Origin of the sequence: Flaviflagellibacter deserti (assembly GCF_042652085.1) — a bacterium.
Classification (GTDB): domain Bacteria; phylum Pseudomonadota; class Alphaproteobacteria; order Rhizobiales; family Methylopilaceae; genus Flaviflagellibacter; species Flaviflagellibacter deserti.
This window is the reverse complement of sequence record NZ_JBHSJF010000005.1, coordinates 212959-229133: the sequence shown is the minus strand read 5'-3', so window position 1 is coordinate 229133 and position 16175 is coordinate 212959. Positions and strand designations below refer to the sequence as shown.

Annotated in this window: 14 protein-coding genes; 8 read left to right on the top strand and 6 right to left on the bottom strand. The window is 64.6% G+C overall.

The window, feature by feature from the left end; translation table 11 throughout:
* Positions 1-87 precede the first annotated feature (87 nt).
* Complete coding sequence (locus ACFPFW_RS05865; RefSeq protein ID WP_114957027.1) at positions 88-987, top strand: BON domain-containing protein; 900 nt, start codon at positions 88-90, stop codon at positions 985-987.
* A 27-nt stretch (positions 988-1014) separates the two neighbouring features.
* Here the strand turns inward: ACFPFW_RS05865 and bglX are convergent, their stop codons facing one another.
* On the bottom strand, positions 1015-3222 hold the full coding sequence (gene bglX, locus ACFPFW_RS05860; protein WP_162799670.1) for a beta-glucosidase BglX: 2208 nt from the start codon (positions 3220-3222) through the stop codon (positions 1015-1017).
* Between the two features lie 287 nt (positions 3223-3509).
* On the opposite strand from bglX, the gene ACFPFW_RS05855 reads away from it, so the two are divergent.
* The 5 genes from ACFPFW_RS05855 to hrpB all read left to right on the top strand — a co-directional run bounded on the left by ACFPFW_RS05855 (position 3510) and on the right by hrpB (position 8913).
* Complete coding sequence (locus tag ACFPFW_RS05855; protein ID WP_114957025.1) at positions 3510-4295, top strand: DUF72 domain-containing protein; 786 nt, start codon at positions 3510-3512, stop codon at positions 4293-4295.
* Positions 4292-4714: an alternative ribosome rescue aminoacyl-tRNA hydrolase ArfB gene (arfB, locus tag ACFPFW_RS05850; RefSeq protein ID WP_114957024.1), complete on the top strand. Its 423-nt coding sequence runs from the start codon at positions 4292-4294 to the stop codon at positions 4712-4714. The genes ACFPFW_RS05855 and arfB overlap by 4 nt, the downstream gene beginning before the upstream one ends.
* A 238-nt stretch (positions 4715-4952) precedes the next feature.
* Positions 4953-5729: a cold-shock protein gene (locus ACFPFW_RS05845; RefSeq protein ID WP_114957023.1), complete on the top strand. Its 777-nt coding sequence runs from the start codon at positions 4953-4955 to the stop codon at positions 5727-5729.
* Positions 5730-6148: 419 nt separating this feature from the next.
* A complete protein-coding gene (locus ACFPFW_RS05840) occupies positions 6149-6400 on the top strand; it encodes a hypothetical protein (protein WP_114957022.1) in 252 nt (83 codons plus the stop codon).
* Between the two features lie 29 nt (positions 6401-6429).
* Positions 6430-8913 (top strand): ATP-dependent helicase HrpB, encoded by a 2484-nt coding sequence (gene hrpB, locus ACFPFW_RS05835; RefSeq protein WP_114957021.1) that lies wholly within the window; start codon positions 6430-6432, stop codon positions 8911-8913.
* A 143-nt stretch (positions 8914-9056) separates the two neighbouring features.
* Here the strand turns inward: hrpB and ACFPFW_RS05830 are convergent, their stop codons facing one another.
* Both ACFPFW_RS05830 and ACFPFW_RS05825 read right to left on the bottom strand, forming a co-directional pair.
* The gene (locus tag ACFPFW_RS05830; protein WP_114957081.1) at positions 9057-9434 is read right to left on the bottom strand and encodes a methylglyoxal synthase; all 378 of its coding nucleotides are present in this window, start codon (positions 9432-9434) and stop codon (positions 9057-9059) included.
* Positions 9435-9442: 8 nt separating this feature from the next.
* Positions 9443-10255: a DUF1194 domain-containing protein gene (locus tag ACFPFW_RS05825; RefSeq protein WP_114957020.1), complete on the bottom strand. Its 813-nt coding sequence runs from the start codon at positions 10253-10255 to the stop codon at positions 9443-9445.
* Between the two features lie 180 nt (positions 10256-10435).
* Here ACFPFW_RS05825 and ACFPFW_RS05820 point away from each other — a divergent pair, with 180 nt between their 5' ends.
* Both ACFPFW_RS05820 and ACFPFW_RS05815 read left to right on the top strand, forming a co-directional pair.
* Positions 10436-11935, top strand: a complete 1500-nt coding sequence (locus ACFPFW_RS05820; protein ID WP_114957019.1) for a phosphomannomutase/phosphoglucomutase — start codon at positions 10436-10438, stop codon at positions 11933-11935.
* Positions 11936-12041: 106 nt separating this feature from the next.
* Positions 12042-14186, top strand: a complete 2145-nt coding sequence (locus ACFPFW_RS05815; RefSeq protein ID WP_114957018.1) for a putative bifunctional diguanylate cyclase/phosphodiesterase — start codon at positions 12042-12044, stop codon at positions 14184-14186.
* Here ACFPFW_RS05815 and ACFPFW_RS05810 read toward each other — a convergent pair whose 3' ends face one another.
* The 3 genes from ACFPFW_RS05810 to ACFPFW_RS05800 form a co-directional block, all read right to left on the bottom strand.
* Entirely contained in the window at positions 14187-14738 is a 552-nt protein-coding gene (locus ACFPFW_RS05810) for a TadE/TadG family type IV pilus assembly protein (protein ID WP_162799669.1), read from the bottom strand. It lies immediately after the preceding gene.
* A complete protein-coding gene (locus ACFPFW_RS05805; protein WP_114957016.1) occupies positions 14738-15280 on the bottom strand; it encodes a TadE/TadG family type IV pilus assembly protein in 543 nt (180 codons plus the stop codon). The genes ACFPFW_RS05810 and ACFPFW_RS05805 overlap by 1 nt, the downstream gene beginning before the upstream one ends.
* A gap of 106 nt (positions 15281-15386) precedes the next feature.
* On the bottom strand, positions 15387-15794 hold the full coding sequence (locus ACFPFW_RS05800; protein ID WP_162799668.1) for a pilus assembly protein N-terminal domain-containing protein: 408 nt from the start codon (positions 15792-15794) through the stop codon (positions 15387-15389).
* Positions 15795-16175 lie beyond the last annotated feature (381 nt).

Genomic DNA, 16175 nt, shown 5'->3' with positions numbered 1-16175 from the left:
CGTTGATTCCGAGAACGTCCTCGTCGAGGACGTGGACTCATATCCAAAAGATTCCAGAACCAGACAATCCCAAATTCGGAGGCTGTTATGGCAGATCGCGACAGATGGAATGACGACTTGCGCAGCGAGTGGTCACGTCGTCGTCCGGGCGGCGAACGCGACTTTTATCGCCGGGACGAGCGTTCCGAGGACGATTATGGCCGTGGCTACGGAGAGGAAGGCCTGACCAATTACCGGGCTCGCAGCCCGCGCGGCGTGTCCGCCAGCGGCGAATACGGCTCGAGCGGCTATCGCAGGTACGGCAGCTATGATCGGGACGACGATTTCGGCGGCCCTTTCGGGCGCAGCGATTACGGCCGCGGCGTAGACAATTCGGACTGGGGTCGCGGCGAATATGGCCGCAACTTAGGCGGTCCGCGCGAGAGCTCTTATGGCTATCGCAGTGACTATGACCGGGCTCGGTATGGCCGGGATTTTGGTTACGGCAACGAGTTCCGTTCGGACTGGTCGAACCGCGGCGGTTTCAACCGCGATCGCGACCGCTTCAGCCGTGACGAGGACCGCGGCCTCTGGGATCGCGCCTCCGACGAAGTGGCATCCTGGTTCGGCAGCGAGGAGGCCGAGCGCCGCCGCCGCGAGGACGCGCGGCAGGACATGCGCCATCAGGGGCGGGGCCCGAAAAGCTATCGCCGCTCCGACGATCGCATCCGCGAGGACATCAATGATCGCCTGACCGACGACCCGTTCATCGATGCCTCCGAGATCGACGTGAAGGTGTCGAGCGCCGAGGTGACGTTGAGCGGCACGGTCGAGAACCGGCTGCAGCGCCGCCGCGCCGAGGACATCGCCGAGCGGATCTCCGGCGTGAATCACGTGCAGAACAATCTGCGCGTCTCGCAGACCGAGGAACGTCTCAGCGGCTCGTCGCAGGCCTCTTCGACAAGCGGCGTGAGCGCGACGACGACCGGTTCGCGGTCGTCGTCGTAACGCTGTTAGGAGGAATGGAGCGGCGGCCTACGGGCCGCCGCTTTCGTTCGTGGCGCGGCGGAGGCCGGACGTGAGCTCGAACGAGCCTTCGAGCGTCGCGTCGGAATTCGTGCCGACCCAGACCTTGAAGCGGCCGGGCTCGACGACATAGGTGCCGTCGTCGAGATGGAAGCCGAGATCGGACGCGGTGAGGCGGAGCGTCACGTCCTGCGCCTGTCCCGCTTTCAGCGTCACGCGCTGATACGCCTTGAGCCGTCGCATCGGCGGGGCGCGGCTTGCCACCTCGTCGCGGACGTAGAGCTGAACGATTTCGGTGCCCTCGCGCTGGCCGGTGTTCGTCAGCCGGATGCGGACTTCGACGGTGCCGGTGACAGGCAGCGAGGGCGTCGTGACCGCGAGGTCCGAATAGGCGAAGCCCGTGTAGGTAAGGCCGTAGCCGAATGGGTAGAGCGGCGCGAGATCCTGATCGAGATAACGCAGCGCGAAGCGGTTGCCGTCCGAGGCCGGGCGGCCGACGGCGACGCGGTCGTAATGGATTGGCACTTGCCCGACGCTGCGCGGCCACGAGACCGGCAGTTTGGCGGAGGGGGCGATATCGCCGAACAGAACGTCGGCCACCGCATTGCCACCCTCGGTGCCAGGGAACCAGGTCATCAGGATCGCGGGAATGCGGTCTGCGTAGCGGGTGATGTCGAGCGGGCGGCCGCCATTGATGACGAGGACGACCGGCCTGCCGGTCGCGATCAGCGCGTCGAGCAGGGCATATTGCCTGCCGAGGAAATCGAGCGTCGCTCGGCTCGCGCCTTCACCCGAATGCTCCATCTTCTCGCCGAGCACGGTGACGACGAGGTCGGCACTCTTCGCGGCGTCGATGGCGGCAGCGAAGCCGTTCTCGGTTTCGCATTTGGCGTCGCAACCCTGCGCGTAGACGATTTCGGCTCCTGCCTTGTTCGCCCTTTCGGTTAGACCCGTCCGTATCGTCACCGCTTCATCGGCGCGGCCGCGCGCCTCGTGGGGGCCGAGTTGGTCGAGCGGGTTGTCGGCGAAGGGGCCGATGAGTGCGATGCGCTTCGTCTCCGGCCGGATCGGCAGGAGATTGCCATGGTTGCGGAGGAGGATGAAGGTCCGGGCGGCGGCGTCGCGGGCTGCCGCGCGCATCTCCGGTGTGACGGCAGCTTTGTCCGCGGCCGCCGGATCGACGGGCGGCTTCTCGAAAAGGCCCATGCGGGCTTTCATCGTCAGCACGCGGCGCACGGCCTCGTCGAGGCGGGCCATCGGGACGCGGCCGGATTGAAGGAGCGCGGGAAGCTCGCGGGCATAGGCGCCGCTCGTCATGTCCATGTCGACGCCGGCCATGATCTGCTGCTCGACGGCATCGGCATCGTTCGCGGCAGTGCCCTGTTTCACGATGCCGGGCACGGTCGCCCAGTCCGAGACGACCATGCCGTCGAAGCCGAGATCGCGGCGAAGGACGTCGTCCAGCAGCCAGCGGTTGGAGGAGGCCGGGATGCCGTTGAGCACGGTCAGCGCGCTCATGACGTTTTCCGCGCCCGCCTCGATGCCGGCGCGGAAAGGCGGCAGATGCAGGTCCCAGAGCTCGGCGGGCGGGATCGGGGTCTGCTCGTAATCGCGGCCGGCCTCGACCGCGCCGTAGCCGGCATAATGCTTGAGACTGACCGCCAGGCCGCCCTTGCGGAAGCCTTCGACGCGGGCCTTGGCGAATTGCGTGACCAGCAACGGGTCTTCGCCCGAGCCCTCGATGATCCGGCCCCACCGCACGTCGCGGCTGAAATCGACCATTGGTGCATAGGTCCAGTTCGCGCCGGCGATCGAGGCTTCGCGGGCGGCGAGTTCAGAAGTCCTACGGGCGAGATCGAGGTCGAAGCTGGCGGCTTCGGCCAATGGCAGCGGAAACAGGGTCCGGAAGCCATGAACGGCGTCGAGGCCGATGAGGACGGGGATGCCGAGCCTGCTGTCGCGCGCCTCTTTCTGCAAGCGCGCCATGGTCGGTGTATCGAGAAAGCCGATCAGCGCGCCGGTCGCGCCGCGCTGCACCTGGTCGCCGTTTATCGCGAGATCGGCGCCGATCAGATTCAACTGGCCGATCTTCTCGTCGAGCGTCATCCGCTGGACGAGATCGTCTACGCGGGCGTGGATATCGGGTGGCGCGTCCTGTGCCAGCGCGGACAGAGACAAGGTGACAAATGCGGCGGCGAGCGGGATGATGAAGCGCATGCGGTCCCTCTGGGACATCGCTCTTACGACGGATCGTGCGCTTGAGGGTAGAGGCGACCGCGTTGCGGCAGGCCTGAAAAGAAAGAGGCCGTCCGCAAGAGCGAACGGCCCAAGTCTAGGGAGGAAACGCCCAAAGAGGGCAGCAGCAACAAAACTGTCGCTACGAGAAGGAATATAGAGAATAGCCCCTGTCGCCCTCAACGCCGGACTTCGCAGGTTTGGCATGCGTATATTGCATACCACCGAGGGCATTGGTTAATGAATTTGGCGGGTTAGAGGCAGGCGTTATGGCGATTTATATAGGCATTGGCGGCTGGACGTTCGAGCCGTGGCGCAAGACCTTTTATCCTGAGAAGCTAGCACATTCCCGGGAATTGGAACATGCCAGCCGACAGGTCACCTCGATAGAGGTCAACGGCACGTTCTACCGGACGCAGGCGCCGAAGACGTTCAAGTCCTGGGCGGACGAAACGCCGGACGGATTCGTGTTTTCGCTCAAGGCACCCCGCTATGCGGTCAACCGAAGGGTGCTGGCCGAGGCCGGACCGTCGATCGAGACTTTCGTGAAAAGCGGCATTTCCGAACTCGGGCCGAAGCTCGGGCCGATCCTCTGGCAGTTCGCGGCGACCAAGAAATACGATCCCGACGACTTTGCGGCCTTCATGGACCTGCTGCCGAAGGAGGCCGACGGGGTGTTGCTCAGGCATGCGATCGAGCCTCGGCACGACAGCTTCAAGACGCCGGAATTCCTCGCTTTGCTGCGCAAGCACAATGCGGCGCTGGTCTACGCACATTCAGACGAATATCCGGAGATAGCCGATCCGACGGCGGATTTCGTCTACGCCCGGTTGCAGAAAAGCGTCGAGGACGAGGAGACCGGCTATTCCGGGAGCGAGCTGGATGCGTGGGCGAAGCGGGTCGAGACCTGGTCCAAGGGCGGTGCGCCGGACGATCTCGACCTGATCGAGCCCGCGCCGAAAGCAAAACAGCGCGATTGCTTCATTTACTTCATCGCCGGCGCGAAAATCCGCAATCCTCATGCCGCCCAGGCGCTGATCTCTCGCCTGAAATGATCCAAATTACCCGCACGATCGCGATCGACGAGGGCGAACTCGACGAGAGTTTCGTACGCTCGGCCGGGCCGGGCGGGCAGAACGTCAATAAACTCTCGACCGCCGTGCAGCTCCGCTTCGACGTCCGGAATTCGCCTTCTCTACCTGAGGGTGTGCGGTCGCGGCTGGAGCGGCTGGCCGGAAGACGACTGACTCGTGACGGCGTTATCGTCATCCTGGCACAGCGATTCCGGACCCAGGAGCGGAACCGCGAGGATGCCCGCGAACGACTGATTGCGCTCATTCGGGAGGCAGCAGTTCCACAAGCTCCGCGTGTGGTGACGCGGACTCCGTTTTCCGAGAAGCGAAAAAGGCGCGATGAAAAGGCCCGTCGTTCCAAGACAAAGTCGCTCAGAACCGGCCCAATTCATCACGACTAGGTAATTTATCGCGATTTGCCGCCCGTTTGGGCCGTTTTGGTGGATTTTTCCGCTTCATCCGAACGCGGCCTGCGGTTATCATCGTAACCTCGACTGCAGGTTGGGATAGGTGAATGCTTGACGATCGGCTGCCGCCGGGGCGCGCATGCGCGGCAGATGTAGTGACTGAAGTGGCGGCGAAAAAGCGCGCAGCCGAAATACAGGGGGCCAGGACCCCGAAGGACGGGGGACGGGTCTAATGGGTAGAGGTAAGGATTTCAGGCCGAAGGGCGGCGGCCGGCGTGGTTTTGACGATGATTTCGGCGGCCCGAGCGAATACCAGCCCCCGCGTTCGCCTTACGGTGGCGGTGGTGGAGGCGGCGCCGGTGGCTTCGGTGCCCGCCCGAGCTTCTCGGCTCCCGAGCCGACCGGTGCCCCGGTCGCTGCGACGGTGAAATGGTTCAACGGCGAGAAAGGCTACGGCTTCGCCGAGGTTTCCGACGGTTCCGGCGATGCGTTCCTGCACATCGCGGCGCTGCAGGCGATCGGCCGCGACTCGGTTCCTCCGGGCGCGACGATGAGCGTGCATGTCGGCCAGGGCCAGAAGGGCCGCCAGATCACCCATGTCGTTTCGGTCGACGAGAGCACGGCCACGGCCGAGGCTCCGCGCCGTCCGGGCGGCTTCGGTGGCGGTGGCGGTGAGCGCTTCGGCGGCGGTGGCGGCGGCTATGGCGACCGTGATCGCGGCGACCGCTTCGGCGGTGGTGGCGGTGGCGGCTTCGGTGGTGGCGGTCCGCGTCGCGGTCCTCCCGATCTCGGTCCCTCGACCGAGATGTCCGGCACCGTGAAGTGGTTCAGCGTCGAGAAGGGCATGGGCTTCGTCGAGACGGGTGACGGCGGCAAGGACGTGTTCGTCCACATCTCCGCCGTGCAGCGTTCGCAGATGGCCGGACTCAACGAGGGCCAGCGCGTCACGATGCAGGTCGTCGAGACGCCGAAGGGCCGTCAGGCGACGTCGATCCGCAGCGACGACTGATCCTCGGGTCACGATCGAGTCCTAAAGGCCGGGCCAATGCCCGGCCTTTTGCTTTTTGGGCAACGGTGCGCCGATTTGACTCAGATTGAGGCCATGAACGGATACGAATCGTTGACCGCTCAAAGCGCTTCAATATCCTCATGGTTAACAAGAATCGCGCCCTGTATGAGCGTGACGGCTGGGGACCGGCTTGTCCGGAGTTGACGCAGGAACTTTACCGCTCGTCTGCCGCCTGGAGTGCCGGTGCGCGCTTCCACGGATGCACTGAAGAAATACCGGCTTAAACCGAGGCGCGGGAATGCCGGGGCGGGGATAGAAAAGTGAAGCGGCCCTGCGTGGACCACTAGAGCTTGATCCAGAAATGGAACGGCAGGGAGCCTGGATGAATTCATCTAGGCTCCCTGTCGGATCATTTGACCATGGCCCAGGCAAGAAAACCCCGCAGCACGATCCGTCTCGGTACGGCGGACGATCCCGATGCTCCCGGCCCCGTGCCGCATCCCGACCATAGCAGCGATATTCCGGCAGCGCCGGCGACCCACCCACCGGAGCCGATGATCGTGCCGAGCGATTCGGCGATCGGTGAGCTCTGGTCGAATTACGGGCCGACGCTGATCATCATCGTCGTCGCGATGCTCGTCGTGGGATTCCTGCTGGCCGAGCTCGGCTGAGCCTTGCGTCCGGAGCCGCGCTGCGCTTGATGCGGCGCGTGCGCGCTTTCGACCAGACGCTCCCCATCGACGACGCCCTGCCGGCCCTGACCGCTGCGCTTGCACAGCGGAACGCGGCCGTGCTCGTCGCCCCGCCCGGCGCGGGCAAGACGACGCGTGTGCCGCTCGTCCTGCTCGACGAGGACTGGCGCGGCGACGGGCGAATCATCCTGCTCGAACCCCGGAGGCTGGCGGCCCGCGCGGCGGCGGAGCGGATGGCGTCAACGCTCGGCGAACAGGTCGGGGAGACGGTGGGCCTGCGCGTGCGCCTCGGCTCGAAGATCAGTGGCAGGACACGGATCGAGGTCGTCACCGAGGGAGTGTTCGCGCGGATGATCCTCGACGATCCGGAGCTTTCCGGAGTCGCGGCGGTGCTGTTCGACGAATTCCATGAACGCTCTCTCGACGCCGATCTCGGACTGGCGCTCGCGCTCGACGCCCAGCAGGGCCTGCGGGAAGACCTGCGCGTGCTCGTGATGTCGGCCACGCTAGATGGCGCCCGGGTCGCCAGGCTGCTCGACGACGCGCCAGTAATCGAGAGTCTTGGGCGCAGTTTCCCGGTCGAGACACGCTATCTCGGCCGCGATCCGCGCGCCCGTATCGAGGACCAGACGGCCTCGGCCGTGCGGCGCGCGCTCGGCGAGGAGGATGGCGACGCGTTGGTCTTCCTGCCCGGTCAGGCGGAAATCCGCCGCACGGGGGAACGGCTCCGCGAGCAATTGGGCGGACCGGTCGACGTCGTCGAACTGCATGGCGGTCTCGATCCGCGCGAACAGGATCGCGCCATTCGGGGCTCGCAGCCCGGCCGCCGCAAGGTCGTGCTCGCGACCTCGATCGCGGAAACCAGCCTGACCATCGAGGGCGTGCGCATCGTCATTGATGCCGGCTTGGCGCGCGTGCCGGCGTTCGAGCCCGCGCTCGGGCTGACGCGGCTCGAGACGGTCCGTGTCTCGCGCGCGGCGGCCGATCAGCGGCGCGGCCGCGCGGGACGAACCGAGCCCGGTGTATGCTACCGGCTCTGGGAAGAAGCTGCGACGGGGAGCCTCGAGGCGTTCCAGCAGCCGGAGATGCTCGCGGCCGATCTGGCTGGACTCGTTCTCGATCTCGCGGCCTGGGGCGTTTCCGATATCCGGCAACTGGCCTGGCTGGACCCGCCGCCGGAGCCTGCCGTCGCCGAGGCGCGGAAGCTTCTGATGGAACTCGGCGCGCTCGATGCCGACGCCCGGATCACCTCGCGCGGCGCGAAAATCCGCCGTCTGCCGCTGCCACCGCGTCTCGCAGCCATGGTGCTCGATGCAGCGTCCATCGGCGCGGAACGAGAGGCGGCGGAGATTGCGCTCCTCCTCGTCGAGCGTGGCCTCGGAGGCGACGGCACCGACCTTGCGCATCGTCTCGATCTCTTCCGCCGCGACCGATCCAGCCGGGCCGAGGATTCTCGCCGGCTTGCAAAGGCCTGGGCTTCGGAGGCGGCTGGTCTGATGAAGGATGATCGCCGGCCGGCCGAGCCGCCGAGCGTGGGTGCGCTCCTCGCGCGGGCCTATCCGGATCGTGTGGCCCAGGCGCGCGGCAAGCCCGGGGATTTTCGCCTCGCGAACGGCCGCGGCGCGAGCATCGATCCGGCCGAAGCGCTGGCGCGGGAGCTTTTCATCGCGATCGCCGAGCTGGCAGGGGCTGCCGGAACGGGGCGGATCAGGCTGGCAGCCGCGATCGAGCGCGGTGAGGTCGAGGTCATGTTCGGGGGGGCGATCCGGGAAGGCGAGGAGATCACCTTCGACGCCTCGGCCATGGCCTTGCGGGCGCGATCGACGAAGAGGTTAGGCGCGCTTGTCCTCGCCGACGCGCCTAAGCCGCCTCCGCGCGACGAAGCAGGCGCCCGCGCCCTGGCCGCCGGGATCGCCTTGGCCGGTATCGAGCGGTTGCCCTGGACGAAATCGCTCGATCAATGGCGCGACCGGGTCGGCTTCCTGCGCCGCGCCGAGGGCGAGCCGTGGCCCGACGTGTCGGACGAGGCGCTGGCGATGGAGGCCAAGACCTGGCTTGCGCCCTTTGTTTCGGGCAAGGCTTCGCTTTCCGAGATCAGCGCGTCCGATCTGGATGCGGCGCTGAAATCCCTGTTGCCCTACGACCTGTCGCGTCGCCTCGATGTGGAGGCGCCAACGCATTTCGAGGCGCCGACCGGCTCGCGCGTTGTCGTCGACTATTCCGGCGAGGAGCCGTCGATCGAAATCCGGGTGCAGGAATTGTTCGGCCTCGACACGCATCCGGCGCTCGCGGGCGGGCGGGTGCCGCTGGTTCTGCACCTTCTTTCGCCGGCACACCGGCCGGTGCAGGTCACGCGGGATCTGCCGGGGTTCTGGCGTGGGTCATGGGCGTCGGTGCGCTCGGATATGCGCGGACGCTATCCGCGCCATCCCTGGCCGGAGGATCCGCGGGTGGCCGAGGCGACGCGAAAGGCCAAGCCGCGGGGGACGTGAGTCCTCTCCTGCGAAGCGGGAGAGGGTCGAGTCGCGGTCACGCGACCGGGGTGAGGAGCCAGCACGATGCTCATTGCTTCAGTCATGCCCTCACCCGCTCGCTTCGCGAGTCGACCTCTCCCGCAGGCGGGAGAGGCAACGGATCAGTGCCCCAGTTTCTCGATGACCAGTTCCGCCGTCGCCAGGTTGAGCGCGATCGGGATGTCGTAGACCGCCGCGAGCCGGATCAGCGCCTTCACGTCGACGTCGTGGGGCAGGGACGTCAGCGGGTCGATGAAGAAGATGATGCCCTGAATACGGCCCTCCGCGACGAGTGCGCCGATCTGCTGGTCGCCGCCGAGCGGCCCGCTCTTCAGCCGGGTGATGGGCAGCGACGGGCAACGTTCCAACACACGCGTACCGGTCGTGCCGGTGGCGACGATGTCGAATCTCGCCAGTTTGTCTTCGTGGCTGGCGGCCCAGTCCACGAGGTCGCTTTTCTTCAGGTCATGCGCGATGAGCGCGATATTGGGTCTGTGCATACCCCCGATCATTGCCAGTCAGGGTTTGCATCTCCATAACGGTCGCGCCAAATCTGCTCACCGATTGCACAATTTGTCGGCTTGCCCTGCGTGCGGATGAATTTCGGCGGTGGCATCGCGTCGGAAATCTCGAGGACGAGCTTCTCGCGGATCGCCTCCGCGAACTTGGCCTTGTCGTTCAGCGACACGACGAAGGCGCCAGGGCCGCCGATGACGCAATCGCGGTAATAGCCCTCCAGATCGTCGACATCGACCGACATCGAGTTCGGTGCCTTGAGCGAGAGCGGCAGGCCGTTGATTGATATGCCCTGCGCGACGACCATGTCGCGCGCCTGGGTGACGAGGATGCCCTGGTTGTTCGGGCCGTCACCGGAAACGTCGATGACGCGGCGAAGCCCGTTATAGGCGTTTTTGTCGAACAACGGCGCGGAGAAGGTCAGAGCGGTCGAGATCGAGGTGCGATAGGCGCGGGAGGGCGCGGTCTCGGCCAGCCTGTCGGCGAAGGCCCCAGCCGTGTCCGGGCCGTCGATCACCGTCCAGTCGAGAATGACCTTCTGCTGGTTCGAGCCGGCCCACTCCACATAAACGACGGCAATCTTCCCATGGATGCCCTGTTTGATGGCATCCAGGACCGGTTTCGACGTGATGGCTGTCACATAGCCATCGCGCTGAAGGCGTAGCTCGTCCATGTCCATCGAGTACGAAATGTCGACGGCGAGGACGAGTTCGAGGTCGACATCGACCATGCCGGGTCGCTGCTGTTGGGCGACGGCGGTCGTTGTCAGACCGAGAAGGCACATCAGGCTCGTAAGGATCCGCATCGTTCCCTCGATGTCAGGCCCCGTGCATCTAACGTGCCATCTTGTCGCGCTCTGGCAAGTGCAAATCCGCGCATGACGTGGATTTTCTGCTCCAAGCTGAAGCAGACTGCCCGCTCTCGCCCGCCTTGCCAGTCTCTGCGAACATGGTATCGCTGAGACGCCCGCCGGAGGAATTTTCTCATGTATCCCAAGCCGCAACCGAGCCTTACGCCCAACACCTATGCCTATGAATCCGGCCCGATGGTGAAGGCGACCGGCTTTCGCGAATACGACGCGCGCTGGCTGTTCGAGAAAGAAATCAACCTGATGGGCATCCAGGCGCTCGGCATGGGCATCGGCACGATGATCCATCGCATGGGCAAGAAGCCGGAGATCGTGACCGGCCACGATTTCCGCGGCTATTCCGCCTCGATCAAGATGGCGCTCGTGACCGGCCTGATGGCCGCCGGCGTCAAGGTCAACGATATCGGGCTGGCGCTCTCGCCGATGGCCTATTTCGCCCAGTTCGCGCTCGACGTTCCCTGCGTCGCGATGGTCACCGCCTCGCACAACGACAATGGCTGGACGGGCGTGAAGATGGGCGTGAACCGCCCGATGACGTTCGGTCCCGACGAGATGACGAAGCTGAAGGAGATCGTGCTCAACGCCGATTTCGAGCTTCGCGATGGGGGCGGCTACCGCTTCGTGGAGAATTTCCCGGAGGTCTACATCAAGGACCTCACCGACCGCCCCAAGCTCACCCGCAAGCTCAAGGTGGTGTGCGCCTGCGGCAACGGCACGGCCGGCGCGTTCGCTCCGCGCGTCCTGCGTGAGCTCGGCTGCGAGGTCGTCGAACTGGACACCGAACTCGACCACACCTTCCCGAAATACAATCCGAATCCGGAAGACCTCGAAATGCTGCACGCGATGCGCGATGCGGTCCTCGCATCGGGCGCCGATGTCGGCCTCGGCTTCGACGGCGACGGCGATCGCTGCGGCGTGGTCGACAATCACGGCGAGGAGATCTTCGCCGACAAGGTGGGCGTGATGCTGGCCCGCGACCTGTCGAAGCTTTATCCGAATTCGACCTTCGTGGTCGACGTGAAGTCGACCGGCCTGTTCGCGACCGACCCGGAGCTGATCAAGAACGGTGTGAAGGCCGATTACTGGAAGACCGGCCACTCCTACATGAAGCGCCGCGTCAACGAGTCCGGCGCGCTGGTCGGGTTCGAGAAGTCCGGCCACTACTTCTTCAACAAGCCGGTCGGCCGCGGCTATGACGACGGCCTCGTCTCGGCGATCGCGGTGCTCGATATGCTCGACCGCAGCCCCGACAAGTCGATGGCGGACCTGAAGGACGCGCTGCCGAAGACCTGGTCCTCGCCGACCATGTCACCGCACTGCGCCGACGAGGCGAAGTACGGCATCGTCGAGCAGGTGGTGAAGCATTTCGAGGACGCGAAGGCCAAGGGCGAGCCGGTCACCGGGCAGCCAATCCGCGACCTCGTCACCGTCAACGGCGTGCGCGTCACGACAGAGGACGGCAGCTGGGGCCTGGTGCGCGCCTCGTCGAACAAGCCGGAACTCGTCGTCGTCGTCGAAAGCCCGGTCTCGGAAGCCCGCATGCGCGAGATGTTTCACGCCGTCGACGCGGTGCTGCGGACCCATCCGGAAGTGGGCGCCTATAACCAGACGATTTGATCTGGGTCACTTTAACCTTGGCTTAAGCCCAACCCGATAATCCTGCTGCGCTGCGAAAATTGGCTTTCGAGCCGACCTTCCAACGCATAGAGCCTGGATTATCGGTTTGATCGGTTGGCTGAAGCACCGGTTTTCCCAGTTGCCGCTCGGCTTGGCCGCGCGCTTCACGCTGTTCGTCGCCACGATCATGCTCGTTCTGGCGGCCGCGTTCGTCGTTCTCACCAATAACGAAGTCGAGCGCGCCGCCCAGGAAAGCTTCGAGGATCAGGCCTCGCATCTTCTCGCGCTGGTCGGCAGCGTGGCGCAGAACCTTCCCGACGAGCAGCGCTTCGTCGATCTCCAGAAGGTGCTCGACAACGTCGCCGGTCTCAACGACGCCACGCGCTATGCTTTCGTGTCGACGCTCGATGCCCACGGCAGGCTGCTGAACGCCGATCCCGAGACCGTGGCGAGCGAGCCGGAATCCAAGCTGGCGCTGGACGAGGCCGTGATCGGCCGCACGCCGGCGCTCGAACAGGGCGGCGGGATGATCCATATCGCGGTGCCGGTGCTGCACGATCAGAAGCCCGTCGCGGTCGCGCGCGTCGGCGTCGCGACTGCCGATCTCGACGACCGCATCGCCCAGGCCGCCAGCCGCAACCTCCTGCTGGCGCTGACCTTCATCGGCTTCGCGATGCCGTTCACGGCAGTCTGCATGACCTACATCACCTCGCCGGTGCGCAAGCTCATCCAGGCGACGCGGCGGGTCTCGGAAGGCGACTACACGGTCAATCTCGACGAGGAGCGTCAGGACGAGCTCGGCGAGCTCGCTAGATCCTTCGCGGCGATGGCGCGCAATCTGCGCGACAGTTCGGAGGCCGTCGAACGGCTGACCTATACCGATGGCGCGAGCGGTCTCGCCAACCGCGAGCAACTCCGCCTGCATATCGACGCCCAGATCGCGGACAGCAGGCAGGTCGCGCTGCTCTATCTCGACGTCGACCGGCTGAAGCGGGTCAATGAGGCACTCGGCATCGAGGTCGGCGACAACGCGATCGCGGCGATCGCCGAGCGGCTGCAGGTGACATGCCGCGAGGAGCTCGATCAGTTCAGGCGCGATCAAAATGGCGGCGATGTCGAAATCCTGCTCGCCCGTCTCGGCGGCGACGAGTTCGGCATTCTCCTCAGCGGCGAGGTGGATGAAGATACAGCGAGCCATGTCGCGGCGCGCGTGCTGCGCGGCTTTGCCGTTCCGTTCGAGGTGGGTGACCATTCGCTCTCTGTCAGTGCCAGTATCGGCATTGCGGTCAGCCCCGACGATGGCATCGACTTGTCCACGCTGTTGCGCACGGCCGGGAGCGGCCTCGGCGAGGCCAAGGCGGGCGTCGTCAATTCCTTCAAATTCGCGCGTCGCGACGTCAACAGCCGCGCCTATCGTCGTCTCGTCATCGAGCAGGAGCTTCGCCAAGCGCTGGAGCGCAAGGAGTTCGAGGTCTTCTACCAGCCGCAGGTGGCACTGCATGACGGCGCGATGGTCGGCGCGGAAGCGCTCGTGCGCTGGCGGCATCCGCAGCGCGGTCTGGTGGGTCCGACCGATTTCATCGACATCGCCGAAGAGGTCGGGCTGCTCGACGCGATCGGCGGTTTCGTCATCGACGATGTCTGCCGCCAATGTGGCATCTGGGCGGATATCGGCCTGTTCCCGAAGATCGCCATCAATGTCTCGGTTTCACAGTGTCAGCAGCCCGACTTTGCCGCGAATGTGCTGAAGGCAATCGAGAAGGCTGGCGTTCCGCCCGGCATGCTCGAAATCGAGATCACCGAGACGGTGGCGATGCTGGATCCGCGAGCCACGGCGCGCGAACTGTCGCCGCTGCGCGCCGCGGGCGTCCGTCTCGCGATCGACGATTTCGGCACCGGCTATTCCAACCTCGCTTCGCTGACGCGATTGCAGTTCGACATCCTGAAGATCGATCGCAGCTTCGTGTCCGAATGCGTGCGCGACGGCTCTGCCCGCGTCGTCGTCGCGACGATCCTGACGATGGCGCACAATCTCGGCTTCGAAGTCGTGGCGGAGGGCGTCGAGTCCGCCGCGCAGCGCGAATTCCTGGTGTCGCAGAAATGCGAATACGGGCAGGGCTATTTGTTCGGAAAGCCGATGCCGGCGGCGGATTTCGAGGCCCAGTTCGCCGAGCATCGCCGCGCCGACGCACGCGACCTTCTCGGTCAGATCCGCAGGACGGCTACGCGCAAAGGCCGGCCCGCGGCCTAATCACTCCAGGGGAACGGCCGCGCCGCTGCGAGCTGAGAAGAACGTCTCGCTCAGCGTGATCTTGCCGCCGCTTGACGGATTGATGTCCTTGTAGATCTTCGAGAAGGTCGGCTCGAAATCGTAGGTCACGGTGACCTTGATGGTTGCCGCGCCGGGCGGATCGGCACCTTGATAATCGCTATTGGCGCCGTTCGTTTGCGCACTGCCCGAACCGACCTTATGCAGCGTCCAATCGACGTAATATTTCTTGGTCGACGTGTCGTAGACGATGCTCTGCACGTCGACGGTCGCTCCCGTCGTCGGGAGCGGCTGGAGAATGTTCGACGTGCCGTTGATCAGGTCGTTAAGATTGGACGATGTGACGGAGTTCTTTTGGCTGATCAGGTCGCCAATCGCACCGGTCATCTGACTTACTTTGCTCTTCGCCGACACCGCTCGCGCCACCTCGAACGTGCCGACCATCAGCCCGATGATAGTAGGAAGCAGCAATGCGAATTCGGTCGCGGCGATCGCGCGTTCATCGCGCCTGAAAGTGCGGAAAAAGGCGCGCATCACCAGGGCTCGTTCTGAATGACCGTAGTCGCGACCAGCATGGTATTGGCGAGAGTCTGGTTCGGCTGCTCTTGCTGGGGCGGATCCCAGAGGCGAATTGTCAGCGGCAGCGGCCATTCGTAAGTGGCCTGGATCAAGACCATCGACGGCGCGTTGCCGCCGGTTCCGGAGGTGAAACAGCTCGCTGGTGCCTCTGTTGTCCTACTGAAGCATGCGGCATTGGCGGGGTCCGTCAGCAGCCGAGATTGCGCCCGGATCTTGCTGCAGGTGAAAAGGATCTCTGATTTGGACGAGTCGCAGATCGCGTTCAGGAATTGCTGCTGCGTCGCGTTCTGCAACTGGCCAATCCTGACCTGCCGCGCGGCGCGGTCGACCATGGTCTGGAGCACCGAGTTCGCGAACAGCGTCAGCCCGGAATACATGATCGTCAGCATCAGGCTGAGGAACAGCGGCGCGATCAGCGCGAACTCGACCGCCGTCGCGCCGTCATTGCTGCGGGCGAAGCGTTTCAGTCGATCGGTGCGTGGCTTTTTCTGATCCATGCCTGTCGGTTTCGCGAAGTGCGCGAGTACAGGCGAGCACGATCAGCGACAATGCTTGACTGATCGTTACGAAATTCGGCGGCAATCAAGAAAAGATAACGGATTATTAATTCGGAGAACCGCCGGACTGGCTGCCGCCTCCGCCAGCACCGCCCGTGGCGAGGCCGACCCGACTGCCGATCTGACCTGAACTGCCGCCGAAGAAGTCGGGGGCGTCACCCAGAGTGACGGTCTGCTCGCAACGGGGCGTACAGCTGTAGGTCTCCCGGGCCGCTCCACGAAGCACGGTCAGCGTCCGCTCGCTGGCCCTGCGCACATGGATCATGGTCTCAAGCAGGACGGCGCCCGAAGCATCAAGCGCCAGGAGATTGGTCGTGCCGTATCCCTTGCCGGTCACGACGACGAAGCCGTTGCGGGGTTCAGTAGTGTCCGCGATCGACGGGTTGCCAATCACGATCATGGCGGTTTTCGGCGGAACGTGCAGCAGCGATGCAAGGTCGAGCGCGACGTCCATGGAGTCCACACTATCCGCCGACTGATCCGCGACGGGAGTCGCAAGCGGGCGGTCCTGGGCAGCTACAGGGGAGGCTGCGGCTATCATGACCACAAGCAGTACGCGCGACAGTTTCATTGCGGCTCACAAATACGCTCTTCGTCGCTCAAGTGATGCATCAAGAAGGTGAATCAATCTCTAACTGTGGCTACGGACGAGCGTAAACAGCGCGAAGAGCCAATACGCTGTGAATCAAGGATTTTTGACAAAAATAAAAGTAAAAATTTCCGAAAACTCGATATTGTTGGTTTCTAAGTTCTTACTCGATACTGAACCAAAGCCCTCACAAACATTAACGATGCGGCAACAGGGTCGGATTACGCTGATTTCAGGTTTCGAGGG

Bases quoted from the DNA above. Each gene is read 5' to 3' on its own strand.
- ACFPFW_RS05865 (WP_114957027.1), top strand. From the start codon at position 88: ATGGCAGATCGCGACAGATGGAATGACGACTTGCGCAGCGAGTGGTCA.
- bglX (WP_162799670.1), bottom strand. From the start codon at position 3,222: ATGCGCTTCATCATCCCGCTCGCCGCCGCATTTGTCACCTTGTCTCTG.
- ACFPFW_RS05855 (WP_114957025.1), top strand. From the start codon at position 3,510: ATGGCGATTTATATAGGCATTGGCGGCTGGACGTTCGAGCCGTGGCGC.
- arfB (WP_114957024.1), top strand. From the start codon at position 4,292: ATGATCCAAATTACCCGCACGATCGCGATCGACGAGGGCGAACTCGAC.
- ACFPFW_RS05845 (WP_114957023.1), top strand. From the start codon at position 4,953: ATGGGTAGAGGTAAGGATTTCAGGCCGAAGGGCGGCGGCCGGCGTGGT.
- ACFPFW_RS05840 (WP_114957022.1), top strand. From the start codon at position 6,149: ATGGCCCAGGCAAGAAAACCCCGCAGCACGATCCGTCTCGGTACGGCG.
- hrpB (WP_114957021.1), top strand. From the start codon at position 6,430: ATGCGGCGCGTGCGCGCTTTCGACCAGACGCTCCCCATCGACGACGCC.
- ACFPFW_RS05830 (WP_114957081.1), bottom strand. From the start codon at position 9,434: ATGCACAGACCCAATATCGCGCTCATCGCGCATGACCTGAAGAAAAGC.
- ACFPFW_RS05825 (WP_114957020.1), bottom strand. From the start codon at position 10,255: ATGCGGATCCTTACGAGCCTGATGTGCCTTCTCGGTCTGACAACGACC.
- ACFPFW_RS05820 (WP_114957019.1), top strand. From the start codon at position 10,436: ATGTATCCCAAGCCGCAACCGAGCCTTACGCCCAACACCTATGCCTAT.
- ACFPFW_RS05810 (WP_162799669.1), bottom strand. From the start codon at position 14,738: ATGCGCGCCTTTTTCCGCACTTTCAGGCGCGATGAACGCGCGATCGCC.
- ACFPFW_RS05805 (WP_114957016.1), bottom strand. From the start codon at position 15,280: ATGGATCAGAAAAAGCCACGCACCGATCGACTGAAACGCTTCGCCCGC.
- ACFPFW_RS05800 (WP_162799668.1), bottom strand. From the start codon at position 15,794: ATGGACGTCGCGCTCGACCTTGCATCGCTGCTGCACGTTCCGCCGAAA.